24 protein-coding genes are annotated in these 23,822 nt (G+C 72.1%); 5 read left to right on the top strand and 19 right to left on the bottom strand.

What is annotated here, in order from left to right; translation table 11 throughout:
• Positions 1 to 59 precede the first annotated feature (59 nt).
• The 4 genes from TR42_RS00975 to TR42_RS15375 all read left to right on the top strand — a co-directional run bounded on the left by TR42_RS00975 (position 60) and on the right by TR42_RS15375 (position 5,168).
• Positions 60 to 3,467 carry a pyruvate carboxylase gene (locus TR42_RS00975; RefSeq protein ID WP_042212169.1) on the top strand — a complete coding sequence of 1,136 codons (3,408 nt, stop codon included), beginning with the start codon at positions 60 to 62 and terminating at the stop codon, positions 3,465 to 3,467.
• Positions 3,468 to 3,549: 82 nt separating this feature from the next.
• Positions 3,550 to 4,047, top strand: coding sequence for a flavodoxin domain-containing protein (locus tag TR42_RS00970; RefSeq protein ID WP_042212484.1), 498 nt, complete (start codon positions 3,550 to 3,552; stop codon positions 4,045 to 4,047).
• A gap of 123 nt (positions 4,048 to 4,170) precedes the next feature.
• Positions 4,171 to 4,917 (top strand): aquaporin, encoded by a 747-nt coding sequence (locus TR42_RS00965; protein WP_042212167.1) that lies wholly within the window; start codon positions 4,171 to 4,173, stop codon positions 4,915 to 4,917.
• Between the two features lie 122 nt (positions 4,918 to 5,039).
• A complete protein-coding gene (locus TR42_RS15375; RefSeq protein ID WP_268871157.1) occupies positions 5,040 to 5,168 on the top strand; it encodes a hypothetical protein in 129 nt (42 codons plus the stop codon).
• A gap of 18 nt (positions 5,169 to 5,186) precedes the next feature.
• Here the strand turns inward: TR42_RS15375 and TR42_RS00960 are convergent, their stop codons facing one another.
• The 3 genes from TR42_RS00960 to TR42_RS00945 all read right to left on the bottom strand — a co-directional run bounded on the left by TR42_RS00960 (position 5,187) and on the right by TR42_RS00945 (position 8,410).
• Positions 5,187 to 5,762, bottom strand: coding sequence for a hypothetical protein (locus tag TR42_RS00960; RefSeq protein ID WP_042212165.1), 576 nt, complete (start codon positions 5,760 to 5,762; stop codon positions 5,187 to 5,189).
• A 21-nt stretch (positions 5,763 to 5,783) separates the two neighbouring features.
• Complete coding sequence (locus TR42_RS00955; protein ID WP_042212163.1) at positions 5,784 to 6,485, bottom strand: N-formylglutamate amidohydrolase; 702 nt, start codon at positions 6,483 to 6,485, stop codon at positions 5,784 to 5,786.
• Between the two features lie 575 nt (positions 6,486 to 7,060).
• Entirely contained in the window at positions 7,061 to 8,410 is a 1,350-nt protein-coding gene (locus tag TR42_RS00945; protein WP_042212160.1) for an RICIN domain-containing protein, read from the bottom strand.
• Between the two features lie 398 nt (positions 8,411 to 8,808).
• On the opposite strand from TR42_RS00945, the gene TR42_RS00940 reads away from it, so the two are divergent.
• Positions 8,809 to 9,141: an RNA polymerase-binding protein RbpA gene (locus tag TR42_RS00940; RefSeq protein ID WP_042212482.1), complete on the top strand. Its 333-nt coding sequence runs from the start codon at positions 8,809 to 8,811 to the stop codon at positions 9,139 to 9,141.
• A gap of 42 nt (positions 9,142 to 9,183) precedes the next feature.
• On the opposite strand, the gene TR42_RS00935 is transcribed toward TR42_RS00940, so the two are convergent.
• The 16 genes from TR42_RS00935 to rpe all read right to left on the bottom strand — a co-directional run bounded on the left by TR42_RS00935 (position 9,184) and on the right by rpe (position 23,786).
• A complete protein-coding gene (locus tag TR42_RS00935) occupies positions 9,184 to 9,927 on the bottom strand; it encodes a polyprenol monophosphomannose synthase (RefSeq protein WP_042212480.1) in 744 nt (247 codons plus the stop codon).
• Positions 9,921 to 11,453 carry an apolipoprotein N-acyltransferase gene (gene lnt, locus TR42_RS00930; RefSeq protein ID WP_052405474.1) on the bottom strand — a complete coding sequence of 511 codons (1,533 nt, stop codon included), beginning with the start codon at positions 11,451 to 11,453 and terminating at the stop codon, positions 9,921 to 9,923. The genes TR42_RS00935 and lnt overlap by 7 nt, the downstream gene beginning before the upstream one ends.
• A 128-nt stretch (positions 11,454 to 11,581) precedes the next feature.
• Complete coding sequence (locus TR42_RS00925) at positions 11,582 to 14,329, bottom strand: DEAD/DEAH box helicase (RefSeq protein ID WP_042212157.1); 2,748 nt, start codon at positions 14,327 to 14,329, stop codon at positions 11,582 to 11,584.
• Between the two features lie 9 nt (positions 14,330 to 14,338).
• A complete protein-coding gene (locus tag TR42_RS00920) occupies positions 14,339 to 15,268 on the bottom strand; it encodes a diacylglycerol/lipid kinase family protein (protein ID WP_042212155.1) in 930 nt (309 codons plus the stop codon).
• The gene (tatC, locus tag TR42_RS00915) at positions 15,265 to 16,038 is read right to left on the bottom strand and encodes a twin-arginine translocase subunit TatC (RefSeq protein WP_236623288.1); all 774 of its coding nucleotides are present in this window, start codon (positions 16,036 to 16,038) and stop codon (positions 15,265 to 15,267) included. The genes TR42_RS00920 and tatC overlap by 4 nt, the downstream gene beginning before the upstream one ends.
• Positions 16,022 to 16,228 carry a twin-arginine translocase TatA/TatE family subunit gene (gene tatA, locus TR42_RS00910; RefSeq protein WP_042212151.1) on the bottom strand — a complete coding sequence of 69 codons (207 nt, stop codon included), beginning with the start codon at positions 16,226 to 16,228 and terminating at the stop codon, positions 16,022 to 16,024. The genes tatC and tatA overlap by 17 nt, the downstream gene beginning before the upstream one ends.
• Before the next feature lie 36 nt (positions 16,229 to 16,264).
• Positions 16,265 to 17,173 (bottom strand): helix-turn-helix transcriptional regulator, encoded by a 909-nt coding sequence (locus TR42_RS00905; protein ID WP_052405472.1) that lies wholly within the window; start codon positions 17,171 to 17,173, stop codon positions 16,265 to 16,267.
• The gene (locus tag TR42_RS00900; RefSeq protein WP_161786603.1) at positions 17,166 to 18,134 is read right to left on the bottom strand and encodes a helix-turn-helix transcriptional regulator; all 969 of its coding nucleotides are present in this window, start codon (positions 18,132 to 18,134) and stop codon (positions 17,166 to 17,168) included. The genes TR42_RS00905 and TR42_RS00900 overlap by 8 nt, the downstream gene beginning before the upstream one ends.
• Before the next feature lie 5 nt (positions 18,135 to 18,139).
• The gene (gene hisG / locus TR42_RS00895) at positions 18,140 to 18,982 is read right to left on the bottom strand and encodes an ATP phosphoribosyltransferase (protein ID WP_042212149.1); all 843 of its coding nucleotides are present in this window, start codon (positions 18,980 to 18,982) and stop codon (positions 18,140 to 18,142) included.
• Between the two features lie 10 nt (positions 18,983 to 18,992).
• The gene (locus TR42_RS00890; RefSeq protein ID WP_042212147.1) at positions 18,993 to 19,256 is read right to left on the bottom strand and encodes a phosphoribosyl-ATP diphosphatase; all 264 of its coding nucleotides are present in this window, start codon (positions 19,254 to 19,256) and stop codon (positions 18,993 to 18,995) included.
• Positions 19,257 to 19,322: 66 nt separating this feature from the next.
• On the bottom strand, positions 19,323 to 19,739 hold the full coding sequence (locus TR42_RS00885) for a hypothetical protein (protein WP_042212145.1): 417 nt from the start codon (positions 19,737 to 19,739) through the stop codon (positions 19,323 to 19,325).
• A 70-nt stretch (positions 19,740 to 19,809) separates the two neighbouring features.
• A complete protein-coding gene (gene ribH / locus TR42_RS00880; RefSeq protein WP_042212142.1) occupies positions 19,810 to 20,274 on the bottom strand; it encodes a 6,7-dimethyl-8-ribityllumazine synthase in 465 nt (154 codons plus the stop codon).
• The gene (locus TR42_RS00875) at positions 20,271 to 21,512 is read right to left on the bottom strand and encodes a bifunctional 3,4-dihydroxy-2-butanone-4-phosphate synthase/GTP cyclohydrolase II (protein ID WP_042212140.1); all 1,242 of its coding nucleotides are present in this window, start codon (positions 21,510 to 21,512) and stop codon (positions 20,271 to 20,273) included. The genes ribH and TR42_RS00875 overlap by 4 nt, the downstream gene beginning before the upstream one ends.
• A complete protein-coding gene (locus TR42_RS00870) occupies positions 21,509 to 22,099 on the bottom strand; it encodes a riboflavin synthase (protein ID WP_042212138.1) in 591 nt (196 codons plus the stop codon). Before TR42_RS00870 ends, TR42_RS00875 begins: the two co-directional genes overlap by 4 nt.
• Entirely contained in the window at positions 22,100 to 23,107 is a 1,008-nt protein-coding gene (ribD, locus tag TR42_RS00865; protein ID WP_042212136.1) for a bifunctional diaminohydroxyphosphoribosylaminopyrimidine deaminase/5-amino-6-(5-phosphoribosylamino)uracil reductase RibD, read from the bottom strand.
• Between the two features lie 10 nt (positions 23,108 to 23,117).
• A complete protein-coding gene (gene rpe, locus TR42_RS00860) occupies positions 23,118 to 23,786 on the bottom strand; it encodes a ribulose-phosphate 3-epimerase (RefSeq protein WP_042212134.1) in 669 nt (222 codons plus the stop codon).
• Positions 23,787 to 23,822 lie beyond the last annotated feature (36 nt).

The following is a 23,822-nucleotide window of genomic DNA, read 5'->3' as shown; positions in this document are numbered from 1 at the left end:
CGGCGGCTGACTGCCATCTCGAAACCTGGCAGGATGTCCCCATCGACGAAGGGAAGCAGATGTTCGCCAAAGTCCTCGTGGCCAACCGTGCAGAGATCGCCGTCAGGGCGTTCCGCGCCGCCGTAGAGAACGGTGCCGCCACGGTCGCCGTGTTCCCGTACGAGGACCGGATGTCCGAGCACCGCGTCAAGGCGGACGAGTCCTATCAGATCGGCGAGGAGGGCCACCCGGTCAAGGCCTACCTCGACGTCGAGGCCATCCTGGACGTCGCGAAGCAGGCCGGCGCGGACGCGGTCTACCCCGGCTACGGCTTCCTGTCCGAGAACGTCGACTTCGCGCGCCGCTGCGCCGAGGAGGGCGTGACGTTCGTGGGACCGCCGCCGGAGGTGCTCGCGAAGGCGGGCGACAAGGTGGCGGCGCTCAAGGCCGCGCGTGAGGCGGGCGTCCCGGTGCTCGACTCCTCGGAGCCGTCGCGCGACGTGGACTTCCTCGTCGCGGAGGCCGACCGCATCGGCTACCCGGTGTTCGTCAAGGCCGTCGCCGGCGGCGGCGGCCGCGGCATGCGCCGCGTCGAGCGTCGCGAGGACCTGGTCGAGATGCTCTCGGCCGCGATGCGCGAGGCGGAGAACGCGTTCGGCGACCCCACGGTCTTCCTCGAGCAGGCCGTGCTGGGCCCGCGTCACATCGAGGTGCAGATCCTCGCCGACGCCACCGGCGACGTGGTCCACCTGTTCGAGCGCGACTGCTCGCTCCAGCGCCGTCACCAGAAGGTCGTGGAGATCGCGCCGGCGCCGGCGCTCGACCCCGCGATCCGCGACGCGCTGTGCGCGGACGCCGTGAAGTTCGCGAAGAGCCTCGGCTACGTCAACGCGGGCACCGTCGAGTTCCTCGTGGCGACCGAGGGCGAGCGCGCCGGCCAGCACGTGTTCATCGAGATGAACCCGCGCATCCAGGTCGAGCACACGGTGACCGAGGAGGTCACGGGCATCGACCTCGTCAGCTCACAGCTGCGCATCGCCTCGGGTGAGAGCCTCGCGGACATGGGGATCCGCCAGGAGGACATCCGGGTCAGCGGCTTCGCGATCCAGACCCGCATCACCACCGAGGACCCGGCCAACGGCTTCCTCCCCGACACCGGCCGCATCGTGGCCTACCGCTCGCCCGGCGGCGCGGGCATCCGCCTCGACGGCGCGACCGGCATGGCGGGCAACGTCATCACAGGTCACTTCGACTCGATGCTCGTCAAGCTCACGTGCCGCGGTCACGACTTCGCGACCGCCTCGCGCCGTGCGCTCCGCGCCCTCGCCGAGTTCCGCATCCGCGGCGTCACCTCGAACATCCAGTTCCTGCGCGCGGTGCTCTCGCACCCCGACTTCCAGGCGGGCGGCGTCACCACCGCCTTCATCGAGCGCCACCCGGAGCTCCTCGAGGTCGCGACCACGCCGGACCGCTCCACCAAGCTGCTCGCGTTCCTGGGTCACACCACGGTCAACCGGCCGCACGGCGAGCACGCCGAGGTCTTCGTGCGTCCCGCGGACAAGCTCCCGCGCGTCGACCTCGACGCCGAGCCCCCGGCCGGCTCGCGCCAGCGCCTGCTCGAGCTCGGCCCCGAAGGCTTCGCCAAGGCGCTGCGCGAGCAGAACGCCCTCGCGATCACCGAGACGACGATGCGCGACGCGCACCAGTCCCTGCTCGCCACCCGCGTGCGCACCTACGACCTGCTCGCGGCGGCGGGGCACGTGTCCCGCATGACCCCCGAGCTGCTGTCGATGGAGGCCTGGGGCGGCGCGACCTACGACGTCGCGATGCGCTTCCTGTCCGAGGACCCGTGGCTGCGCCTCGAGGACCTCCGCAAGAAGATGCCGAACATCGCGCTGCAGATGCTGCTGCGCGGTCGCAACACCGTGGGCTACACGCCGTACCCCGACGAGGTCGCGGTCGCGTTCGTCGAGGAGGCCGCGGCCACCGGCATCGACATCTTCCGCATCTTCGACGCGCTCAACGACGTCGAGCAGATGCGCCCCGCGATCGAGGCCGTCCGCGGCACCGGCACCGCGGTCGCCGAGGCGACGCTGTGCTACACGGGCAACATGATCTCGCCTGACGAGAAGCTCTACACGCTGGACTACTACCTGCGCCTCGCCGACAAGCTGGTGGACGCCGGCGCCCACATGCTCGCGATCAAGGACATGGCCGGGCTGCTGCGTCCCGCGGCGGCCTTCATGCTGGTCTCCGCGCTGCGCGAGCGCTTCGACCTGCCGGTCCACCTCCACACGCACGACACCGCGGGCGGCCAGATCGGCACGCTGCTCGCCGCCGCGGAGGCGGGCGTCGACGCGGTCGACGTGGCCAACGCCGCGATGTCGGGCACCACCTCGCAGCCGCCCATGTCGGCCCTCATCGCCGCCCTCGAGCACACCACGCGTGACACGGGCATCTCGCTCGCGGCCGCGCAGGACCTCGAGCCGTACTGGGAGTCGGTCCGCCGCCTCTACGCGCCGTTCGAGTCCGGGCTCCCGGGCCCCACCGGTCGCGTGTACCACCACGAGATCCCCGGCGGTCAGCTGTCCAACCTGCGTCAGCAGGCCATCTCCCTGGGTCTCGCGGACAAGTTCGAGGCCATCGAGGACATGTACGCCGCGGCCAACCGCATCCTCGGCAACCTCGTCAAGGTGACGCCCTCGTCGAAGGTCGTGGGAGACCTGGCCCTGCACCTCGTGGCGAACGACGCCGATCCTTCGGACTTCGAGGAGAACCCCGACAAGTACGACCTGCCGGACTCGGTCATCGGCTTCCTCGCGGGCGAGCTGGGCGACCCGCCCGGCGGGTGGCCCGAGCCCTTCCGCACCAAGGCGCTGCAGGGCCGCACCGTCGAGCGCAAGATGGCGGAGCTCACCGACGACGACAGGGCGGTGCTCGCCCAGGGCGGCGCCGACCGTCAGCGCCGGCTCAACCACCTGCTGTTCCCCGGGCCGGCCAAGGAGTTCGACCGGGCGATCGACAAGTACGGCGACATCTCGGTCATCGACACCTTCCACTACCTGTACGGCCTCTCGGTCGGCTCGGGTGAGGAGGCCGTCATCGAGCTCCACCGCGGGGTCAAGATCATCGCTGCCATCGAGGCGGTCGGCGAGCCCGACTCGCACGGCGAGCGCACGGTGATCTTCAACTTCAACGGCTCGATCCGCCCGATCCAGGTGCGCGACCTGTCCGCGAAGGTGGACGTGGTCGAGCGCGAGAAGGCGGACTCGTCCAAGCCGGGCCACATCGCCTCGCCGTTCACCGGTCTCGTCACGCCCCGCGTCGCCGAGGGCGACGAGGTCGCCGCGGGCCAGACGGTCGCCGTGATCGAGGCGATGAAGATGGAGTCCTCCATCACGTCGCCGGTCGCGGGCAAGGTCGCGCGCGTCGTCATCGGCGGCTCGCAGTCGCTCGCGGGCGGCGACCTGGTGGTCGTGGTCGAATAGTCGGGTGGTCGGGGACCATCGTCCTGTCGATGGTCCCCGGCGTCACGGCACGATGGAGCCGTTCACCCCGGAGGAGGTCACCATGAAGGTGCTGGTAGCGGTCGGATCGAAGTACGGAGCCACGCGCGAGGTCGCGCAGCGTATCGCGGAGGAGATCGCGAGCCACGGCTTCGAGGTCGACCTGCAGGATGCGTGCGATGTCCAGGGCATCCACTACTACGAGGCCGTGGTGCTCGGCTCGGCCGTGTACGGCGGCCTGTGGCGCCGGGACGCCTCCTATCTGGTGAAGGAGCACCTGGACGAGCTCCGCGAGAAGGACGTGTGGATGTTCTCCGTGGGCATGGAGACCGTGGTGGAGCCCGGCCAGCCCCTCGACGAGGCCGACGGCTTCGCGAAGGACATCGAGGCGCACGACCACGCGCGGTTCCCCGGGGCGCTCGATTGGGACAAGCTCAACGTGGGGGAGAAGGCGCTCATCAAGGTGCTCAACCCGCCCAAGGGCGACTTCCGCGACTTCGCGGCCGTGCACGAGTGGGCCGCCGAGGTTGCGACGCAGCTCGAGGCCATCGCCGCCGCCTGATCTTTCACGCAAGGGCCGGGCTCCGTGAGGGAGCCCGGCCCTTCGCATGTCCGTCGCCGGATTTACCTCAATGCGTATTGAGAAAGATTTGACGCGCGCGGAACGGACCGCCACGATGTCCTCGTGACCCACGCCGTACGCCCCTCGCTCGCTCGCCGGCTCCTCGCGGAAGGGGTCGGCACCGCGCTCCTCGTCGCGATCGTCATCGGCTCCGGCATCGCCGCGCAGACGCTGTCGCCGGACGATGTCGGGCTCCAGCTGCTCGAGAACGCGATCGCGACCGCCTTCGGGCTCACGGTCCTCATCCTCATGCTGGGACCGGTGTCGGGAGCGCACTTCAACCCCGTGGTCTCGCTCGCCGACTGGTGGGTGGGGCGGTCGCGGGGGAGAGGCCTCACCCTCGGCGAGGTCGGGACGTACTCGATCGCGCAGATCCTCGGCGGCTCGCTGGGCGCGGTGCTGGCGAACGTCATGTTCGCCGTGCCGACGGCGTTGTCGACCCACGACCGCGCGACCGGGGCGCACCTCGTCTCCGAGGTCGTCGCGACCGCGGGTCTCATCACCGTCATCCTCTCGCTCGCGCGCACCGGCAGGGGCGCGCTCGCCGCGCCGGCGGTCGGCGCCTACATCGGCGCCGCGTACTGGTTCACCAGCTCGACGTCCTTCGCCAACCCGGCCGTCACCATCGGCCGCATGTTCTCGGACACCTTCGCGGGCATCGCGCCCGGCTCCGTGGCACCGTTCATCGCGGCCCAGGTGGTCGGCATGGGCGTGGGCGTCGCGCTGTCGCTCGCGCTCTATCCGGACGCAGGCGACGCCGCCGACGAGGTCGTGGTGCCCGCGCTGGACGAGGACGACGCGACCTCCTGAGACACGGTGCACCGCGTGCACGCCGGGGGCGCGGCGGGGCTCTAGGCTGATCTCAGGTCCCCACCTGGCAGCGAGGCCGGTGCGATCCATCGACCCTCGCCGAACGACTCAACGGAGAGTTCATGTTCACCGTCGACAGCACCGTCCTCGGCTCCTTCGAGCCCGGCTTCTACCTGATGCTCGCCCTCCTCGCGGGCAGCGCGATCGCGAGCATCACGGTCGCGATCCAGAACCGCCGGGGGAGGCGCTGAGGCGGCCGCCGCCGCGGTTCAGGCGTCGCAGCTCTCGAAGGCCGTGCGCGCGACGTCGACGTGGAGCTGGGCGTGGCTCGAGTACTCGTGCGCCTCGTCGAGGTCGTCGGTCTCGAGCGTGAGCGTGGCCCAGCCGACCACGCGCTGAGGATGGGACGCGAGCGACGGGAACGTGTTGTTGCCAGGCGCCCACGCGTCGATCGCGGTGAGCGCCTCGTCCCAGCGCTCCTCGGGCTGCTCCCACGAGCCGCCGAGCACGTCGCGCTCGACGCAGGCGTTGACCGCGGGCTCCGCGGTGACGCCGGGCGAGCCGTCGAGGCCCGGGAGCAGGCCCGCGTCGACCTCACCCGCGATCATGCCGTCGCCGTCGGCGTCGCCGTAGAGCGGGCCCGCCGGGCCGACGACCAGGTTGCGTGCCGCCTCGGCGGCGATCTGCGCCTCGTCGAGGGACGATGCGGCGGCCCAGTCGGCGACGGCGGCGTCGAGCGCGTCGAGCCGGGCAGCGACGTCGGGCGCGACCTCGGGCTCGTCGACAGCCCCCGTGCAGCCCGCGAGGACGGTGGCGGCGAGGGTGAGGGCGAGGAACGCGCGCATGGCACCCACCCTAGCGACGCCTCACGCGGCGTCGCGCAGGTGCCGGTCGACCGCGGCGAGGGCTCGCGTGAGCGCGCTGACGCCCGGCGCGGCGGCCTCGTCATCGGGGCTGCGCCACCGCGCGGCGACCTCGATCTGGAGAGCGGCCAGGCCGAGATGACGCTGCGCGAGGCTCGTCACCGTGTAGTGCGGGCGAGCGTCGAAGGGGGAGTCCACCGCGACGTCGAAGCCGTCGAGCTCGTCCCGCAGGATGTCGACGGCGGCGTCCTCGAGGGCGCCCGGCCGGGGGCCCGTGCCCAGGCAGAAGTCGGGCCCGTGGTGGTCGCCCATGCCGTGGATGTCGAGGATCATCCGGGCGGGTTCATCCAGGTCGCGAAGATGGCGCACGAACGCGTCGTCGCGTTCCACCCAGGTGGACCACGCGGCGCGCGCCCGCGCGGAGACCACCGTCGACACCTGCGCCACCTCGCCGGCGAGAAGCGTGAGGGAGCCCGTGTGGAGATCGGCCTGCTTCATGGCGCCCGCACGGTAATGCCGCGTGCCGTGGGGGGCGGTGAGCACCACGGCGCTGTCCCTGTCGACGTGGAGCGCGGCGTCTTGGTCGGGGGTGTCGGCGCGTGCGCTCCGGAGACGATCCGCGCACTTTCGCCAGCGCGATGACAGGTCCACCACGTCCGCTGTCGCCTCACGAACGGTGTCGAGGGCTTCGATATCAGTGGTCATCCGCGGGTTCCTCCAGCCTTCTCAGGGTGGTGTGCACGGCTGCGCCGGTGTCGTGACGCTACCTCAGGAGGCGGAATACCTGGGGTCACGCCTGCATTTCGGGCGTGTCGGGCCGCCGGACAGGCGCCAGGGGAGTCCGCCGGGTTCCGGGGCCCGCCGAACCGCCAGGCGCCAGGTGGTCCCGCATCGTCGCGCGCAAGGCGGGCGCCGGACCAGCTTCGCGACGAGGCCCTAGCGCGAGCACGGAACACAGGACGCCGGCGAGCTCATGCTCAAGGGTCACCTGAGACGGCGCGTGCGCGCCCAAGGCCCAGCGCAAGATCTGCGGCATCCCACGGCGCTGGTCGCACGGAACGCTCATCCGGTCGTGCAGCTCGGACACGCGAAGCGCGTGCTCCTGCGTGGCAGCGGGCTCCGTCGGTGGAACTCGGTCGGCACACGTCGTCATGGCAGCGCGCCGCCCGGGGGACGACCTCTCTCGCGTCCCCTCACGACAGAATGACATAATGCGCATTATCGGCGTTAGGTGAGAGTGCGCAGGTGGCAACGAGAGCAACCGGTCCGAGACCTGAAGCTCACGCCCTCCAGTAGCCGACGAGCTGCATCCCCGAGACCGGATACGGTGAGACGCGCGCCGTGTTGAAGTAGCTGCGGGTGGCGTTGTTCTGGTCGTACAGCCGACCGTTGTACCAGATGCCGACATGACCCGTATGGCCCGCGCGACGCGACTGGAAGACGACGATGTCGCCGGTGCGAAGCGCGCGCGACGTCGACGCGGAGTGCCACGTGAGCCCGTGGCTGCGGAGCGTGCCGGCTCCGTCGCCGCCGCCCGGCACGTAGTCGCCGAGCGCGGTCACCGTGATGCCGTGCACCCGCTCGAGGTAGTTCTCGGTGAGCCCATGGCAGATGCCTCGGGAGGTTCCACCAGGGCCCGCGACCGTCGTGCCGTACGTCTTGCCGTAGTACGAGGCGACGGCCGACGTGAACGTCGACGCCGTGCCCGCATCGTTCAGGCGGAACCACTGACCGCGCTCGCCGCAGGCCTCGACGGTGAGCTTCGTGCTGCCGCTCTTGGGCGCGGTGAGACACAGCTTCGGGTTCGATGCCGGACGCAGGGTGACATAACCATCCTTCCGAGTGGCCCGCACCACCCAGCGCTGGCTGTCACGCCCGTCCCAGCGCCGGGTCACGAGCTTGGCGCCGGCCTTCGTGGTGGCGCGCGGACCCCCGCTCGCCGTGATCACCTGGCTGCGCTTCGTCGCGCTGACGATCCTGTAGGTGCCGAACTCATCACGGATGAAGCGGAACTTCTGCGTCGACCGTGCGTTGGCGGAGACGGACCTCACGGCGGCGCGGTTGTACGCCGTCGAGGTCGTGAGCCCGACGCGGGCCCCGGTGCGGTTGGACGTGATCCGTTGCCACGCCGTCGTCGTCACGGAGACGTTGGAGGTCAACGTCGGGCACTTGCGGGTGACCGCGGTGTTGCTTCCGGTGTCGAGGTGCACATCCGCGACGTAGTAGCCGTCAGAGACGCGGTACCAGAGCCTGCTGAACCCCCCGGGGATGTTCGCGCTCCCCCGTCCGAAGGTCGCGGTGCCGTTCGTGTAGCACTCGAGGGTGACGGTGCGCCCCTTCCGGTACGTACCGCGCTGCTTGGCCCAGTCCGCCGGGCGCGACATGCGGGGCGCATCCGCCATCAGCGTCGCCGTCCGCGCCTTCGCCGTCCCCGTCGCAGCATGCGGCCTGCTGCCGATCTCGTACGCCGCGGTGCACGCCGGCGCGGTCGAGACCATGAGCGCCGCTGCGACGACGGCGGCCGCGGCGGCGCGCAGCATGCCGGTGGCGGCCCCTCCCCTGGCGGCTCGGCGATGGTGGCGCGAGGAGGTGTCGCAGGCGTGCGGATCCGTCCCGTGGGTGCTCGACATGGCGGCGAGCCTAGGTCGGTCAAGGGGTCTCGCCCGAGCGCGCCGCAGACCCCGGCGTGCCGCCTCGGAGCGCCGTCGACACGCCTATCTACCAGGGAGTTCAGTGGATGGAGGGATGAACCGAGGCGCACGGCGGCAGCCGGGGATGGGGCTTCTCACATCCCCTCAACTCTGGGCGACGGCTGCCTTCGTGCGGGAGGCTGCGCGCGGGATGGAGAACATCACAACCGCTCACCGCGGGGCCCTGCGCCGTCACCGCCCGCAGGGCAGGCGGCCGAGGCGCGTGGAGCCTCGTCGCGATGCACCCGCCCGGTTTCGACGCGACGCAGGAACAACGGTGCCATAGCGTTCGTTCTGTGACAGTGCGGATGACCCCCATCCGCCGGAAGGAGGACGCCATGGCAGACCGCGCGCTTCGAGGAATGCGACTGGGCACCCAGTCGATGGAGTCGATCCACCACGCCGAGCTCGCCGAGCGCGTCGAGGTGCACTACGACTGCCCCAACGGCCACGTCCTCGCGATGCCGTTCTCCGTCGAGGCCGACGTCCCGCTGTCGTGGGAGTGCCACTGCGGGTCCCTCGCGCTGCTGCGCGACGGCGACCGCCCCGAGGAGAAGGACGTCAAGCCGCAGCGCACCCACTGGGACATGCTGCTCGAGCGCCGCACCATCCCGGAGCTCGAGGAGCTCCTCGAGGAGCGGCTCGAGGTGCTGCGCGCCAGCCGTCGCTGAGATCTCACGAACCGAAGGGCTCCGCATCCGCGGGGCCCTTCGTCACGTCCGGCGCCGCACCGCGCCCAGGACCTGCCGCGCACGATGCGCGACGCCCCAGACCGTCACCTTGAGCAGCGCCTCGCGGATGATGGCGCCCGACATCTTCGACTCGCCCTCGGCCCGCTCCACGAACGTGATGGGCACCTCGACCACGCGACCGCCCGCGCGCAGCACCCGCCAGGCCATGTCCACCTGGAAGCAGTACCCCTGGGACTCGACGTCGCCGAGCGCGAGACCTCGCAGCGCCTCGGCGCGGTAGACGCGGAAGCCCGCGGTCGCATCGTGCACCGCGATGCCCAGCGCGAGCCGCACGTACAGGTTCGCTCCGGTCGACAGGAGCCTGCGGTGCGCGGGCCAGTTCACGACCGTCCCGCCAGGGATCCATCGCGACCCGATCACCAGGTCCGCATCCGCGGCACGCACCAGCAGGCGCGGAAGGTCCTCCGCCCGGTGCGAGCCGTCGGCGTCCATCTCGCACAGCAGGTCGTAGCCCCGGTCGAGACCCCACGCGAAGCCCGCGAGGTACGCGGCGCCGAGGCCGTTCTTCGCCGTCCGTCGGAGCACGTGCACCCGACCGTCGACCTGGGCGCGCTCCTCCGCCCACTCCCCCGTGCCGTCGGGCGAGCCGTCGTCGACCACGAGCACGTCGACCTCCGGGGCGGCCGCATGCACCGCCGCCAGCTGGCGCGGCAGCGACTCCCGCTCGTTGTACGTCGGGATGATCACGAGGGTGCGCGTCACCAGTCGTACCTCCTCGCGATGCGACGACGGACGGCGAGCAGCACCAGGACGGCGGGCGCCAGCAGCGCCGCCCAGCCGATGGCCCAGCCGAACGACACGGCCGGGGTGATGTCCGTCCGCAGTCCCACCCGCTCGACCAGGTGCGCCGCCTCGAAGAGCTCGGTCTCGGACACGATGCGGCCGCTCGGGTCGACGACGGCGCTCACGCCGACGGTCGAGATCTGCACCGCCCAGCGTCCCGTCTCGATCGCGCGCATGCGGGTCATCTGCAGCTGCTGCGTGCTCTCCGCGGTGCGGCCGAACGTGGCGTTGTTGGTCGGCACGATGAGCAGCTCCGCGCCCGCGGCGACGGACTCCCGCACGATCGAGTCGTACGCGACCTCGAAGCAGATCGGGGTCGCGACACGGACCTCCCGGTCCAGCGAGGCGATCGGCACCCCGACGGTCGCGACCCCCTCGCCGGCGAGCATGTCGGTGACCTGGTCCACGATGGGGGCCACCTGTCGGGCAATCGAGCGCAGCGGGATGTACTCCGCGAACGGCGCGGGTCGCTGCTTCGAGTACGTGTCGAGGACGGCGCCGTCGGTGCCGAGCACGAGCATCGTGTTGTAGCGGCCGTCGACGGGTGTGTAGTCGACCGTGCCCATGAGGAGCGGCGCACCGGCCGCGGCGATCGCCTCGTCCACGGCGGCCGCCGTCTCCGCGTCGACCCGCGGGTCGATGTCGGCGGCGTTCTCGGGCCACACGACCAGGTCCACGGGCGTGCCGGCGTTCTCCTCGGCCATCACGAGCGTCTCGTCGCGGTGGTTCTCGGTCACCTCGCGCGCCTGCGAGAACGCGTCCAGGCCCCTGTCAGGGACGTTGCCCTGCACGGCGCCGACGCGCAGCGTCCCGGTCTGCGCCTGGTTGTCCAGGGGCACCAGGTAGCCGGTGCCGAGCAGCACCAGCGCCACCACGGGCGCGAAGGCCGCGGTGACGAGCCGGCGGGCGCGCGCGGACTCCCATGCGAGCCCGAGCAGCGCCCCGGCGAGCACCACCGCGAACGTCACGAGCGGGACGCCGCCCAGCCAGGCGAGGCGCGCGACGGGCGCGTCGACGAAGGCGTAGCCGACGCGGCCCCACGGGAAGCCGCCGAAGGGCACCATGCCCCGCAGCTGCTCGGTCCCGACCCAGATCAGGGCGAACACGGGCGCCGCGGCCCACCGTCGGCCGTCGAGCATCCCCGAGCGGCGGACATGCGCCCAGCCGGCGCCGAGGAGGCCCCAGGCGAGGCCCTCCGCGACAGAGAGCGCGACCCACGGGACGGGTCCGACGGCGTAGTCGGCCCACCACACGTGCGGGAGCATGAACGCGGTGCCGTAGACCCACCCGAGGGCGAGGCCCGACCAGGCCGTCGCGCGCTCGAGGATCCACCACAGCACCGCGACGGAGACCGGTGCGAGGTACCACCACCCGGTGTCGGGGAACGCGAGGTTGAGCGCGGCTCCCGCGACGAGGGCCAGCACCAGGTTCCTCAGTCCGGTCAGCACCCGGCAAGCCTAAGGGAGCGCGCGCCCGTCGATTCCCAATGACACAGGTGACGCACCAATACTCGTGTGGCCGATGGTGCCGATCCTTAGGTCACCTGACCCCCGTGAGTCACATCTGTCATGGGGAGTCAGTAGGCCACCACTCCCCTGCGCATCGTCCTGATGGCGCTCACCGCGGCCGCGCGCACGGAGGCGCTGGGCGCGACGTCGGCGATCTGGTCGAGCGCGTCGATCACCTGCTTGCACCACCGCACCATGTCGCCCGGGGCGATCTCGGAGCCGCGCAGCACCGCGTCGAGGCCTTTGCCCTGCGCCCAGCCGTGGATCGGGCCGACGATGCCCCAGTGCGGCGCCGGCAGGTCGGGAAGCCCGCGCTCCCGCTGCATGTCGTCGACCTTGGACCACAGCCGCACGGTGTCCGTGAGCGCGCGGCCGAGCACGCCGGACGGGCCGCCAGGCACATGCGGCGCGCGCGCCTCGTCCTCGCGTCGTCCCTGGTACAGCAGGGTCGAGACAGCCGCGGCGAGAGCCGCCGGGTGGAGACCCTGCCACGCGCCGGTGCGCAGCGCCTCCGCGATGACGATGTCGTTCTCGGCGTACAGGCGGCGCATCATGTCGCCGTCGCGGGTGATCGCGGGCTCGCCGTCGACCACCTCGACGTAGCCGAGCGACTCGAGGATCGCGAGGCGGCGATCGAAGACCTTCGCGATGGAGCCGGTGGCGCGCTGGATCTCGCCCACCACGCGGTCCTTGTCCCGCAGCGCGCGGTGGTACCGCTCCGCCCACCGGGCGTGGGCCTCCCGGTCCGGGCACTGGTGGCAGGGGTGCTCGCGCATCGCGCGGCGCACCTCGAGCTCGGCGGCCTCGGTCGACTCGGCCTCAGGGCCACGCCGCTTCGCGCGGCGGAGCTCGAACGAGCCCCGCGCGTCCTCGATGAGCTGGGCCAGCTCGCGGCGGCTGCGCGCGTTCCTGGCGTCGAACCGTCGCGGGATCTTGACGGCGCCCACCGTCTCGAGCCCGTGCCGCAGCTCCGAGATCGCGAGCCTATGCACGCGGGCGTGCTCGGTCACCACCAGCGGGCGCGGGGCCACGGGGTGGTCGTCGGGCACCACGACGGCCGCCAGCCCGGCACGACGGCCTCCGCCCACGCGCACCACGTCGCCCTGCCGCAGCGCCGCGAGAGAGGCGGCCGTGGCCTCCTGGCGTGCGCGCGACGCAGCCTTGGAGGCCTGCTTCTGGAGCCGGGCCAGCCGCTCGCGCAGCGCCGCGTACTCCATGAAGTCGCCGCGGTCGCATGCCGCCGCCTCGGCGTAGCCGTGAAGCGTGGACTCGAGCTCGCGCGCCTTGCGCGCCTTGCCCACCACGGACTGGTCGGCCTGGTACTGCGCGAAGGACATCTCCAGCACCTCGCGGGCGCGGGTGATCCCGAGCTGCGCGACCAGGTTGATCGCCATGTTGTAGGTCGGCTGGAACGAGCTCACGAGCGGGTAGGTGCGCCGGGACGCGAGGCGCCCCAGCTGCGTCGCGTCGAAGCCGGGGTGCTCGACCACCACGGCGTGGCCCTCGACGTCGATGCCGCGCCGGCCCGCACGCCCGGTGAGCTGCGTGTACTCCCCCGCCGAGAGGTCCTTGTGCCCCTGGCCGTCCCACTTCACCAGCTTCTCGAGCACCACCGAGCGGGCGGGCATGTTGATGCCCAGCGCGAGGGTCTCGGTCGCGTAGACCACCTTGATGAGGCCGGCGGCGAAGAGCTCCTCGACCACCTCCTTGAACAGCGGGATCATCCCGGCGTGGTGGGCCGCGATGCCCGCCTCGAGGCGGTCCCGCCAGTGCCCGTAGCCGAGCGCGCTGAGGTCGTCCGCGGGGATCGCGGCGCAGCGCTGCTCGACGATGTCCGCGATCTCGTGCCGCTCCGCCTCGGTGGTGAGGGACATGCCGGCCGCGCGCACCTGGTCCGCGGCGTCCTCGCACCCCGCGCGGGAGAACACGAAGACGATCGCCGGGAGCAGGCCCTGCCGATCGAGCACGTCCACCACCGCGAAGCGCGGCGGTGCGCGGCGTCCCGCCGGGCGCCGGCCTCCGCGTGTGGGACGGCCGCCGCCGCGGCCGGCTCCCCGGCCGTCGTCGTAGCGGCCCCTCTTGGCGACCGCCTCGAGCTCGGGGTTGAGGCGGGGGGTGAGCCCCGGCTCCTGCGGGTCGACGCCCGGGGCGTAGAGATCGAAGATGCCCTCGCGGAGCAGCACGTGCGGCCACAGCGGGACGGGACGATGCTCGGACACCACCACGCGGGTGTCGCCCCGCACCTCGCGCAGCCACGCACCGAACTCCTCGGCGTTCGAGACCGTCGCGGACAGCGCGATGATCGACGTGCGCTCGGGCAGGTGGATGATGACCTCCTCCCACACCGAGCCGCGGAACCGGTCCGCGAGGTAGTGCACCTCGTCGAGCACCACGACACCCAGGCGGTCGATGGTCGACGAGCCCGCGTAGATCATGTTCCGGAGCACCTCGGTGGTCATCACCACGATGTCCGCGTCCGGGTTGATGGTGGTGTCGCCGGTGAGGAGCCCCACGTTCTCCGCGCCGTACGCGCGCTCGAGATCGTGGAACTTCTGGTTCGACAGCGCCTTGATGGGCGTGGTGTAGAACGCCTTCTCGCCGTTGCGGAACGCATGCCGGACGGCGTACTCCCCCACGAGCGTCTTGCCGGCTCCGGTCGGCGCCGCGACCAGCACGCTGTGCCCGTCGGCGACCGCCTCGGAGGCCTCGCGCTGGAAGGGATCGAGCGGGAAGGACAGCCCCTCCTCGAACTCGGCAAGGTCGCTGTGGCGGGCGCGGGCGCGCGCCGCCGCGTACCGCTCGGCGGGGCTGGTCATGCCGTCAGGCTACTGTGCGCGCCCGCCCAGGACCGTCACCGCGGCGCGCGCGATCGACACCGTGAGCGGCATCGCGCCGACGAGCTCCCCGTCGGCGAACGCGGGGGGCAACGGAGCTCCGGACGGATCAGGCACGATGCTCACCTTGTCGACCTGCTGGATCCTCAAGAGCGGGTCCGTCACGTGGCTGCCGTCCTTGAGCTTGGCGAACAGCCGGGCGATGTCCCGCTTGCCCATCGCGTCCGCGGTCACCAGCTCGAGCCGACCATCAGCCACGTGGGATTCGGGCGAGATCACCAGCCCGCCGCCGAAGATGCGCGCGTTGGCGACGGCCACGAGCGTGCAGGTCTGGGTCCACTCGCGACCGTCGGCGCTGATCCGCACCCCGTACGGCCGGAAGCGAGGGACCTCCCGCATCGTCGCGACCTTGTACTTGAGCGGACCGCGAGGGAACGTGATCGCACGGGCGTACGACGCGACCGCCGCGTCGAGGCCCGCAGACAGGACGGCGCCGAAGTAGCGGGGCCGGCACGGCTCCTCGATCGCGTCGCCGTCCACCTTGCCGAGATCGAGGTTGGCGGTCAGACCTCTGAGACCCTCCTCGATGCGACGGACGGACGCGGGGATGTCGTGACGCGGCAGTCCGACCGCCATGGCGATGTCGTCCCCCGAGCCTGCCGCGATGATCCCGAGCGGGAGCGAGTGCTCGGCGCACACCTGGAGGCCCAGGTGCGCCATGCCGTCGCCGCCGACCACGACGAGCGCGTCGAGCTCGTCACGGCGCGCCATCGCCGCCTCGTAGGACGCCGCCCACGAGCCGCGCGACAGGTCCACCAGGTGGTGGCCGCCCGCGGCGAGCGCCGCCTTGGCCTCGGCGCCTCGTCGCGCCCCACGTCCCGACCCCGATGTCGGATTCGTGATGATCCCCAGCGTTCTCAAGCAGCCCTCCGTCGCACCGCTCTGTCGCGCAGCAGGCACACTCCCACCGCGCTGAAGTACAGCCCCACCATCGGGACGGCCATCACCATCATCGTGACGGCGTCCGGCGTGGGCGTGAGCACCGCCGCCGCGAGGCAGATGAGGAACACGGCCCAGCGCCAGCCGTGCAGCCAGGTCTGCGCCTTGACGATCCCGACCCAGGTCACGGCGACCATGATGACCGGGAACACGAAGGCGAGCCCGAACGCGAGGATGAGCCGCACCGCGAAGGTGAGGAACGTCTGCGCGTCGAGCAGGTTCGCCGCGCCCTCGGGCGTGAAGGAGATGAGTATCTCGACCGCGCGCGGCAGCACCCACCACGCGACCGCCACACCGCCGAAGAACAGCGGGATCGCGCTGCCGAGGAAGGCCACGGTGTAGCGCTTCTCCCGCTGGTGGAGCCCCGGCGCCACGAAGGCCCACAGCTGGTACAGCCACCAGGGCGCAGACAGCACGATGCCGAGCACCAGCGACACCTTGATCTGCATGTCGAGCGCGCTCGCGACGCCGCCGAAGTTCACGGTGACGAGCGAGTCGTCCTGCTCGGCGATCGCCACGATCGGCTCGAGCAGCGACTCGAAGATCATCGGGTACAGGAGCCATCCCCCGACCATGCCGACGACGATGCCGACGGCGGAGAGGATGATCCGCTTGCGGAGCTCGCGCAGATGGTCGGCGAGCGCCATCCGCGCCTCGGGATTGCCCCGGCGCGCGCTACTTCTGGCTGTCACGCGGCTCGTCCGAGGACGGAGCGGTGGGCGTGCTCTCCGTCTCGGCGGCGTTCTCCTTGGTGTCGGAGGTGGTCTCGTCCTTGAGGATGCGCACCGACTGGCCGAGCGAGCGCGCCAGCTGCGGGAGCTTCGGCGCGCCGAAGAGCAGCAGGACGATCAGCAGGATGATCAGGATCTCTTGGTAACGCATGCGAGAGGACTCCTCAGGTAAGGGCTGATCGCCAGTCTATCGCTGCACGTCGAGCACAGCCGTCGCCTGGCGCCGCAGCGCGTCGGCGAGTCTCTTCGGCTCCACCGACCGCAGCTGAGGCGCGACCGAGAGGAGCCTGCCGGCGGCCCACGCGGCGTCGACGACGTCGAAGGTCGCGACCACGTCGTCGTCGGCGTCCTCGATGGCGACGCCCGGCATGTCCTCGACCGCGTAGCGCCCGGCACGCCCGACGCGCACGGTCGCCCGGAACGCCGGCGTGAGCGAGAAGCCCGCCGAGTCGGTCGGCGCATGCTCGATCGCGCCGTCGAGCACGGTCGCCGAGGCGATGCGGTCGAGGCGCAGCACGCGGTAGTCCTGGGCGCGTCGGCAGAAGCACTCGAGGTACGCGTGGCCGTCGATCACGACGAGCCGGTGCGGGTCCACGATGCGGGTCGAGCGCCGGTCCATCGCGTCGACGTACTCGACCTCGACGCGGCGGTAGCGGTCGATCGCCGAGACGAGCGGCTCCCGCACCTCGGCTCCGACTTGGTCGTCGCCCACCACGGTGACGGGCTCGGCCAGCGCGTCGCGCAGCTTCGCGAGCAGCTGGGCGCCCGCCTCCGGCAGCGCACCGGCCGCGCCCATGGTCGAGAGCGCCCCGACGAGCGCGACGGCCTCGCGCGGCGACAGCCGGACCTGGGTGACGCCGTCGTTGCGCACGAGCGACGCCACGTCCTCGTCGTAGGCCTCCGAGGAGAAGTCGATGGGCGACCACGAGTCGCCGGGCTCGGACGCGACCCACAGCGCGTTGATGTCGGCCTGCACCTGCGCGACGGTGACCCCGAAGTGCTCCGCGAGCTCCGAGAACGGGGTGTCGCCGTGACGCTCGACGTAGGTGAGGATGCCCAGCATCCGCACCAGCCGATCGGTCGCGTGCTCAGCCATGCTCCACCTCCAGGGCCGCGGTCGCGGCGCGCACCACGGCATCGGCCAGGGTCTTGGGCTCCACGATCCGGGCGCCCCCGGCGAGCGCGAGGACCTCCGCGACGAGCGAGTCGCCGTGCGCGTACGCGACGTCGTAGAGGTCCCAGCCGTCCTCGACGCCCGCAGGCGTGCCGCGGCGGCGCAGTGCGTGGCCCGACTCCGGTCGCACCGCGACCCGCGCCGTGCTGACGTCCTCGCTCTCGGCCAGCGCGCCGAGCGGGATGTCCTTGGGGATGGCGTACGCGCCCGTGTCGCCGACGGTACGGACCTTGCCGCCGATGCGCTGGATGCGGAACGTCCGCGGCGCCTCGCGGTCGCGGTCGAAGCCGATGACGTACGCGATGCCGGCGCGCAGGACCACGCGCCACGGGTCGATGGTGCGGGTCCCGGCGCCCGAGCTCACCGAGGAGTACTCGAAGCGCACGGTCTGCCGGTCGGCCACCGCCTCGACGAGCGTGCCGAAGGCCTCGCTCGCCACCGACGGCAGCGCGGCGAACGGCAGCTCGACCCGCGGGCCGTGCTCGGCGGACGACGCGAGCTTCATCACGGTCCGCTGGGCGTCGCCGCCCAGGACCGCGCCACGCCAGTAGTCGGTCGCGATCGAGACGACCGCGAGCTCCGCGGCCGTGAGGTCGAGCGCGGGCATCGCCGCCTCGGCCGGGCGGATCCGGTAGCCGATCTCGTCGCCGTGGACCGGGTCCTCGACGGTCTCGATGGGCACGCCGAGCTCGCGGAGCTCCTTCTTGTCGCGCTCGAACATGCGCTCGAAGCTCTGCTCGGCCTTGCGGCGCTCCTCGTCCGAGGCGCCGTACGGCAGCGGCTCGTACCCCTCGATGGTGTCGCGGATCTGGTCGCGGGTGAGCCGATGGCGCGTGCTCGACAGGCCGATGACCAGGTTGAGCAGGCGCTGAGACTTCTCCACCGGCATCAGACGCGGACCGCGAGCAGCTCGGTGGTGAGGATCGCGCGGGCCCCCACGGCGTAGAGCGCGTCCATGATGTGGTTCATCTCGGCGCGCGGGATCATCACGCGGACGGCGTGCCAGTCGGAGCCGTGCAGCGGCGTGACGGTGGGCGCCTCGAATCCGGGGCTCACGGCGATCGCGTCGTCGAGACGGTCCGACGGGACGTCGTAGTCGACGAGCACGAACTTCCGGGCGGTGAGGACGCCGCGCAGGCGGCCGGTGAGGATCGCGAGGTCCTCGACCGGCGCGTCCTGCGCCCGGATGAGGATCGCCTCGGAGCTGAGGATCGGCTCGCCGAAGATCTCGAGACCCGCGGCGCGCAGCGTGGTGCCGGTCGACACGACGTCGGCGACCACATCGGCCACTCCCAGGCGCACCGAGGACTCGACGGCACCGTCGAGCCGCACCACGGGCGCCTCGACGCCGAACGTGGCGAGGTGCTGCTCGACCAGGCGCGGGTACGACGTCGCGACGCGCTTGCCCTGGATGTCCTCGATGGCGGACGCCACGCCCGGGGCCGCGGCGTAGCGGAACGTCGAGCCGCCGAAGCCGAGCTCGAGGTGCTCGACGGCGTCGGCGCCCGAGTCGATGAGCAGGTCGCGGCCGGTGATGCCGGCGTCGACCGTGCCCGCACCCACGTAGACGGCCACGTCGCGAGGACGCAGGAAGAAGAACTCGACGTTGTTGCGCTCGTCGACCAGCACCAGCTCGCGGGGGTCGCGGCGCTGCTTGTAGCCGGCCTCCTTGAGGAGCTGGACGGCGGGATCGGACAGGGAGCCCTTGTTGGGCACGGCGATGCGGAGCACTTCTTCTCCCCTAGAGGTTCTTGTAGACGTCGTCGAGCGTGAGGCCCTTGGCGACCATCATCACCTGCGCCCAGTAGAGCAGCTGGGAGATCTCCTCGGCGGCCTCGTCATCGGTCTGGTGCTCGCAGGCCATCCACGACTCGGCGGCCTCCTCCACCAGCTTCTTGCCGATGGCATGGACGCCCTTGTCGAGCATCGCCACGGTGCTCGAACCTTCGGGCCGCTCCACGGCGCGGCGCTGCAGCTCCTCGAACAGGCTCTCGAACGTCTTCACATCCGCCAGCCTATCGGGCCGGACGCCGTGACCCGGCCGCCGAGCCGCGCGTTCTGCGACGCGGGCTCAGCGGAGCCCGTCCCGAAGCGCGAGGCCGAGCATGCACGCCCACGGGACGGCCATGAGGACCGCCCCGACGACGGAGAGCAGCAGCGAGCGTGCGGTCCACCCTCCCCGTATGGCCGCGACGTCGTCGGGCGAGAGGTGCGTGCCCTGCGCGCGGGCGCGGATCGAGAACCCGAGCGCCGCGATCGCGACCGCGGCGGGGACCACGACCCAGCCGAGCAGCTCGCCCACGGAGAGCGGGTTCCCGCCCTCGGTCATGGCGGATCCGATGCCGGACAGCAGCACCCACGGACTCGCGAGCACGTAGAGGACGCCGAGCAGCACCGATGCCAGGCTCAGGACGCGCGCGGCGGTCAGGACGCGCGACGCCGCGCGTGTCCGAGCGCCGGGTGCCGCCCCGTGCTCCGTGATCGCCACGGGGCGATCCCACCATGGCGCCGTCCCCGCCGCCAGCCCCCACCTCGAGGGGCAAGGGCCGGACCGGGGCTTACAGGTCGCGCAGGACCAGCGCCGTCGCCAGCGCGGCCTCGACCGCCTCGGCGCCCTTGTCCTCGCTCGAGCCCGGCAGGCCGGCGCGGTCGAGCGCCTGGGCGTCGTCGTCCGTGGTGAGGATGCCGAAGCCGACCGGCGTCGCGTGGACGCGCGCCACGTCCGTGAGTCCGCGCGTGACCGCGTCGCACACGTACTCGAAGTGGGGCGTGCCCCCGCGGATCACGACGCCGAGGCACGCGATCGCATCAGCGCCCTTGCGGGCCAGCGCCTCGGCGACCACGGGAAGCTCGAAGGCGCCGGGGACGCGCGTGACGCGGTAGGACGCGCCCGCGGCCTCGGCGGCCCGGATCGCGCCGGCGACCAGGCCGTCCATGACCTCGGTGTGCCACAGGCTCGCGACGATCTCGACGGTCATGCCGCTCGCGTCGACCTCGACGGCAGGTGCTCCTGCTCCGCTCATGCGTTGTCTCCCCACAGGTGTCCCATCCGCGCGACCTTGGTGCGGATGTAGCTCTCGTTCTCCGGATGCGCGCCCACGCGGTGCGGGATGCGCTCGATGCAGTCGACTCCCGACGCGCGCAGGCCCTCGACCTTGGCCGGGTTGTTGGTCAGCAGACGGATCTGCGTGAGGCCCAGGTCGTGCAGGATGGAGGCGGCCGCGCCGTACTCGCGCCGGTCGACCGGCAGGCCGAGGTGCGTGTTGGCGTCGACGGTGTCGTAGCCCTCGTCCTGGAGCGCGTAGGCCTGCACCTTGGCGGCGATGCCGATCCCGCGGCCCTCGTGCCCGCGCAGGTAGATCACCGCGCCACCCTCCTCGACGATGCGTGCGATCGCGGCGTCGAGCTGCGGACCGCAATCGCAGCGCAGCGAGCCGAACGCGTCGCCCGTGAGGCACTCGGAGTGCACGCGGACCACGGGCACCACGCCCTCCTTGGGCGGCACCACGAGCGCGATGTGCTCGTCGCCCGTGCGCGCGTCGCGGTAGGCCCTGATGGTGACCTCGCCGTGCCGGGTGGGCAGCCGCGAGGTGCCCACGTGGAGCACGCGCTCGGGTCGCGCCGCGATGGGCGGCGGCAGGTCGTTCGTGGCGCGGCGGTACTCGATGAGGTCGGCGATGGTGAGGAACGTGAGCCCGTCGCGCTCGGCGATCGCGGTCGCGTCGCCCTGGCGCATCATCGTGCCGTCGTCGTTGACCATCTCGCCGATGACCCCCACCGGGGACAGGCCCGCGAGGCGGCTGAGGTCGACGCAGGCCTCGGTGTGGCCCGGACGATGCAGCACGCCGCCGGGCACCGCGCGCAGCGGCAGCACGTGACCGGGGCGGATGAGGTCGTCGGCGGTCGATCCGGCGTCGGCGAGGACCTTCAGCGTGCGCGTGCGGTCCGCCGCGGAGATGCCGGTGGTGACACCGACGGCCGCGTCGACCGACACGGTGTACGCCGTGCGTCGGGGATCCTGGCTGCTCGGCACCATGAGGGGAAGGTTGAGCGCATCGGCACGCTCGGTCGGCATGGGCGCGCACAGGTAGCCGCTCGAGTGGCGGATGCCCCAGGCGATCCAGTCGGCGGTAGCGGTCTCGGCGGCCATGATGAAGTCCGCCTCGTCCTCGCGGTCGCGCGAGTCGGACACGAGGACGGGCTTGCCGGCGCGCATGTCCTCGAGGGCGCGCTCGACGAGGGCGATCGGGTCGACGGTCATGCGTGGGCCGCCACGAGCTTCTCGACGTACTTCGCGACCACGTCGACCTCGACGTTGGCGCGGCCGCCCACCTCGAGCGTGCCGAAGGTGGTCTCGGCGAGGGTGGTCGGGATGAGCGACACCGTCACGAGCGCGCCCTCGATCTCCGCGACCGTGAGCGAGACGCCGTTGAGGGCGATGGAGCCCTTGCGCACCACGTACCGCACGAGGTCGGCGGGGATCTCGAAGGTGAGGTCGGTCCAGTCGGGCTGGGCGTCGCGCGTCACGAGGGTCGCGACTCCGTCGACGTGACCCTGCATGATGTGGCCTCCCAGGCGGCCGCCGGCCGGCGTCGCGCGCTCGAGGTTGACGCGGTCGCCCGCGGACAGGTCGCCGAGCGCGGTGGTCTCGAGGGTGACGCGCATGACGTCGGCGGTCCAGGTGGAGCCCTCGTGCGAGGCGACGGTGAGGCACACGCCCTGCACCGCGATGGACTCGCCGTGCACGAGGTCGATGAGGCCGGGGGCCTCGAGGGTGAGCCGAGCCGTGGCTCCGGTGCCGGTCACCTCGGTGACGGTGCCGAGCGACTCGACGATGCCGGTGAACATCTACTGGGGTCCTCTCTGGAAGAAGGCGGTGACAAGCGTATCGACGCCGAGGGCGGTCGCGGTCACGTCCTGGCCCCTCAACGCGCCGCCCATCGTCCCGATTCCCAGGTCGCCGACCGCGGCGGTGCCCGCGCCCAGGATCGCCGGCGCGATGTACGCGTGGACCTCGTCGACGAGGCCCGCACGCAGGAACGCCGTGGTCACGGTGCCGCCGCCCTCGACCACCACGGTACGCACCTCGCGAGCCGCGAGCATGCCCAGGGCCTCGTGGGGGTCGCGGGTGGCGAGCGCGAGCGCGTTCTCGTCGCGCCACACCTTGGCGCCGAAGGTGTCGCGCAGGCCCATGACGGCGCGCAGAGGCTGGTGCGCGTCGTCGACGTGAGGGGGTCGTGCCGAGAGCGAGGGGTCGTCGGTGAGGACCGTGCCGGTGCCGACCAGGATCGCGTCGACCTCGGCACGGACGCCGTGCGCATGCGCGCGGGCCTCCTCGCCGGTGACCCAGAAGCTGGTGCCGTCGACCGCGGCGGTGCGCCCGTCGAGCGTCTGGGCCCACTTCGCGATCACCCAGGGGCGTCCCGTCTCGGCGGCGCCGAGCCAGCGGCGGTTGATCGCGCGCGCGGGGCCGAAGGCCTCATGCCGCGCGTCGATCCCCCGGGAGCGCAGCACCGCTCCCCCGCCGGCGGCGAGGGGGTTCGGATCCGCGACGGCGTACCGCACCGCGCCGATGCGCGCCTCAGTCAACGCGTCGGTGCACGGCCCCGTGCGGCCGGTGTGAGCGCACGGCTCGAGCGTGACGTAGGCCGTCGCCCCGGCGACATCCAGGCCGCGCGACCGGGCGTCGGCGAGCGCGGCCGGCTCGGCGTGCGGAGTGCCGGCGCCGCGGTGCCACCCCTCGCCCAGCACGGTGCCGTCGGCGGCGACGATGACGCAGCCCACCCGGGGGTTCGGCCCCCAGGACGGCCCGAGGGAGGCGAGCTCGACCGCGCGGGCGAGGTGCGCCGCGTCCATGCCTGTCGCCTCAGGCGTGATGGTGCACCCGCTCCCCGAGCTCGCGGAGCATCGCGATCTCCGCGGCGCGGTCCTCGGCGCCGTAGATCGCGGAGCCGGCAACGACGACGTCGCAGCCCGCCTCGACCACGGTGCCGACGGTCGCGCGGGCGATGCCGCCGTCGGTCTGGAGGCGCAGGTCGCGTCCGGCCGCCTCCGCGGCGGCGCGCAGCGTGCGGAGCTTGGGCATCATGTCCGCCATGAAGGACTGACCGCCGAAGCCGGGCTCCACCGTCATGACGAGCACCATGTCGAGCCTGTCGATCAGCGGCAGGACGTCCTCGACAGGCGTGCCCGGCTTGATCGCGCACGAGGCGCGCGCGCCGAGGCTGCGCAGATCCGCGGCGATGGCGCGCGGGTCGTGCGCCGCCTCGAGGTGGAACGTGACCGAGGCGGCGCCCGCCTCGGCGTAGCGCGGCGCCCAGCGGTCGGGGTCGTCGATCATGAGGTGGGCGTCCACCGGCAACGGGGACACCTCGCAGATGCGCTCGACCACGGGCAGCCCGAAGGTCATGTTGGGCACGAAGTGCCCGTCCATCACGTCGACGTGAAGCCAGTCCGCACCGCCGACGGTGAGGATGTCCCTCTCGAGGTTCGCGAAGTCCGCGGAGAGGATGCTCGGCGCGATCTGGATGCCCATGCGGAAGAGCCTAGTGCGGTGCGGGACCCGTGGAAT

The sequence above is a fragment of the Demequina mangrovi genome (assembly GCF_000759715.1).
In the GTDB taxonomy this organism is placed as follows: domain Bacteria; phylum Actinomycetota; class Actinomycetes; order Actinomycetales; family Demequinaceae; genus Demequina; species Demequina mangrovi.
The sequence above is the reverse complement of the archived record's forward strand: the minus strand, read 5'-3'. Positions and strand labels throughout refer to the sequence as shown.

What these genes read in the sequence shown, in the direction of transcription:
- TR42_RS15375 (WP_268871157.1), top strand. Translation starts at nt 5,040, where the DNA reads ATGTTCACCGTCGACAGCACCGTCCTCGGCTCCTTCGAGCCCGGCTTC.
- tatA (WP_042212151.1), bottom strand. Translation starts at nt 16,228, where the DNA reads ATGCGTTACCAAGAGATCCTGATCATCCTGCTGATCGTCCTGCTGCTC.
- rpe (WP_042212134.1), bottom strand. Translation starts at nt 23,786, where the DNA reads ATGGGCATCCAGATCGCGCCGAGCATCCTCTCCGCGGACTTCGCGAAC.
- TR42_RS00955 (WP_042212163.1), bottom strand. Translation starts at nt 6,485, where the DNA reads ATGACCACTGATATCGAAGCCCTCGACACCGTTCGTGAGGCGACAGCG.
- TR42_RS00975 (WP_042212169.1), top strand. Translation starts at nt 60, where the DNA reads ATGTTCGCCAAAGTCCTCGTGGCCAACCGTGCAGAGATCGCCGTCAGG.
- TR42_RS00870 (WP_042212138.1), bottom strand. Translation starts at nt 22,099, where the DNA reads ATGTTCACCGGCATCGTCGAGTCGCTCGGCACCGTCACCGAGGTGACC.
- ribD (WP_042212136.1), bottom strand. Translation starts at nt 23,107, where the DNA reads ATGGACGCGGCGCACCTCGCCCGCGCGGTCGAGCTCGCCTCCCTCGGG.
- TR42_RS00875 (WP_042212140.1), bottom strand. Translation starts at nt 21,512, where the DNA reads ATGACCGTCGACCCGATCGCCCTCGTCGAGCGCGCCCTCGAGGACATG.
- ribH (WP_042212142.1), bottom strand. Translation starts at nt 20,274, where the DNA reads ATGAGCGGAGCAGGAGCACCTGCCGTCGAGGTCGACGCGAGCGGCATG.
- TR42_RS00945 (WP_042212160.1), bottom strand. Translation starts at nt 8,410, where the DNA reads ATGTCGAGCACCCACGGGACGGATCCGCACGCCTGCGACACCTCCTCG.
- TR42_RS00905 (WP_052405472.1), bottom strand. Translation starts at nt 17,173, where the DNA reads ATGGCTGAGCACGCGACCGATCGGCTGGTGCGGATGCTGGGCATCCTC.
- TR42_RS00970 (WP_042212484.1), top strand. Translation starts at nt 3,550, where the DNA reads ATGAAGGTGCTGGTAGCGGTCGGATCGAAGTACGGAGCCACGCGCGAG.
- TR42_RS00940 (WP_042212482.1), top strand. Translation starts at nt 8,809, where the DNA reads ATGGCAGACCGCGCGCTTCGAGGAATGCGACTGGGCACCCAGTCGATG.
- TR42_RS00960 (WP_042212165.1), bottom strand. Translation starts at nt 5,762, where the DNA reads ATGCGCGCGTTCCTCGCCCTCACCCTCGCCGCCACCGTCCTCGCGGGC.
- TR42_RS00925 (WP_042212157.1), bottom strand. Translation starts at nt 14,329, where the DNA reads ATGACCAGCCCCGCCGAGCGGTACGCGGCGGCGCGCGCCCGCGCCCGC.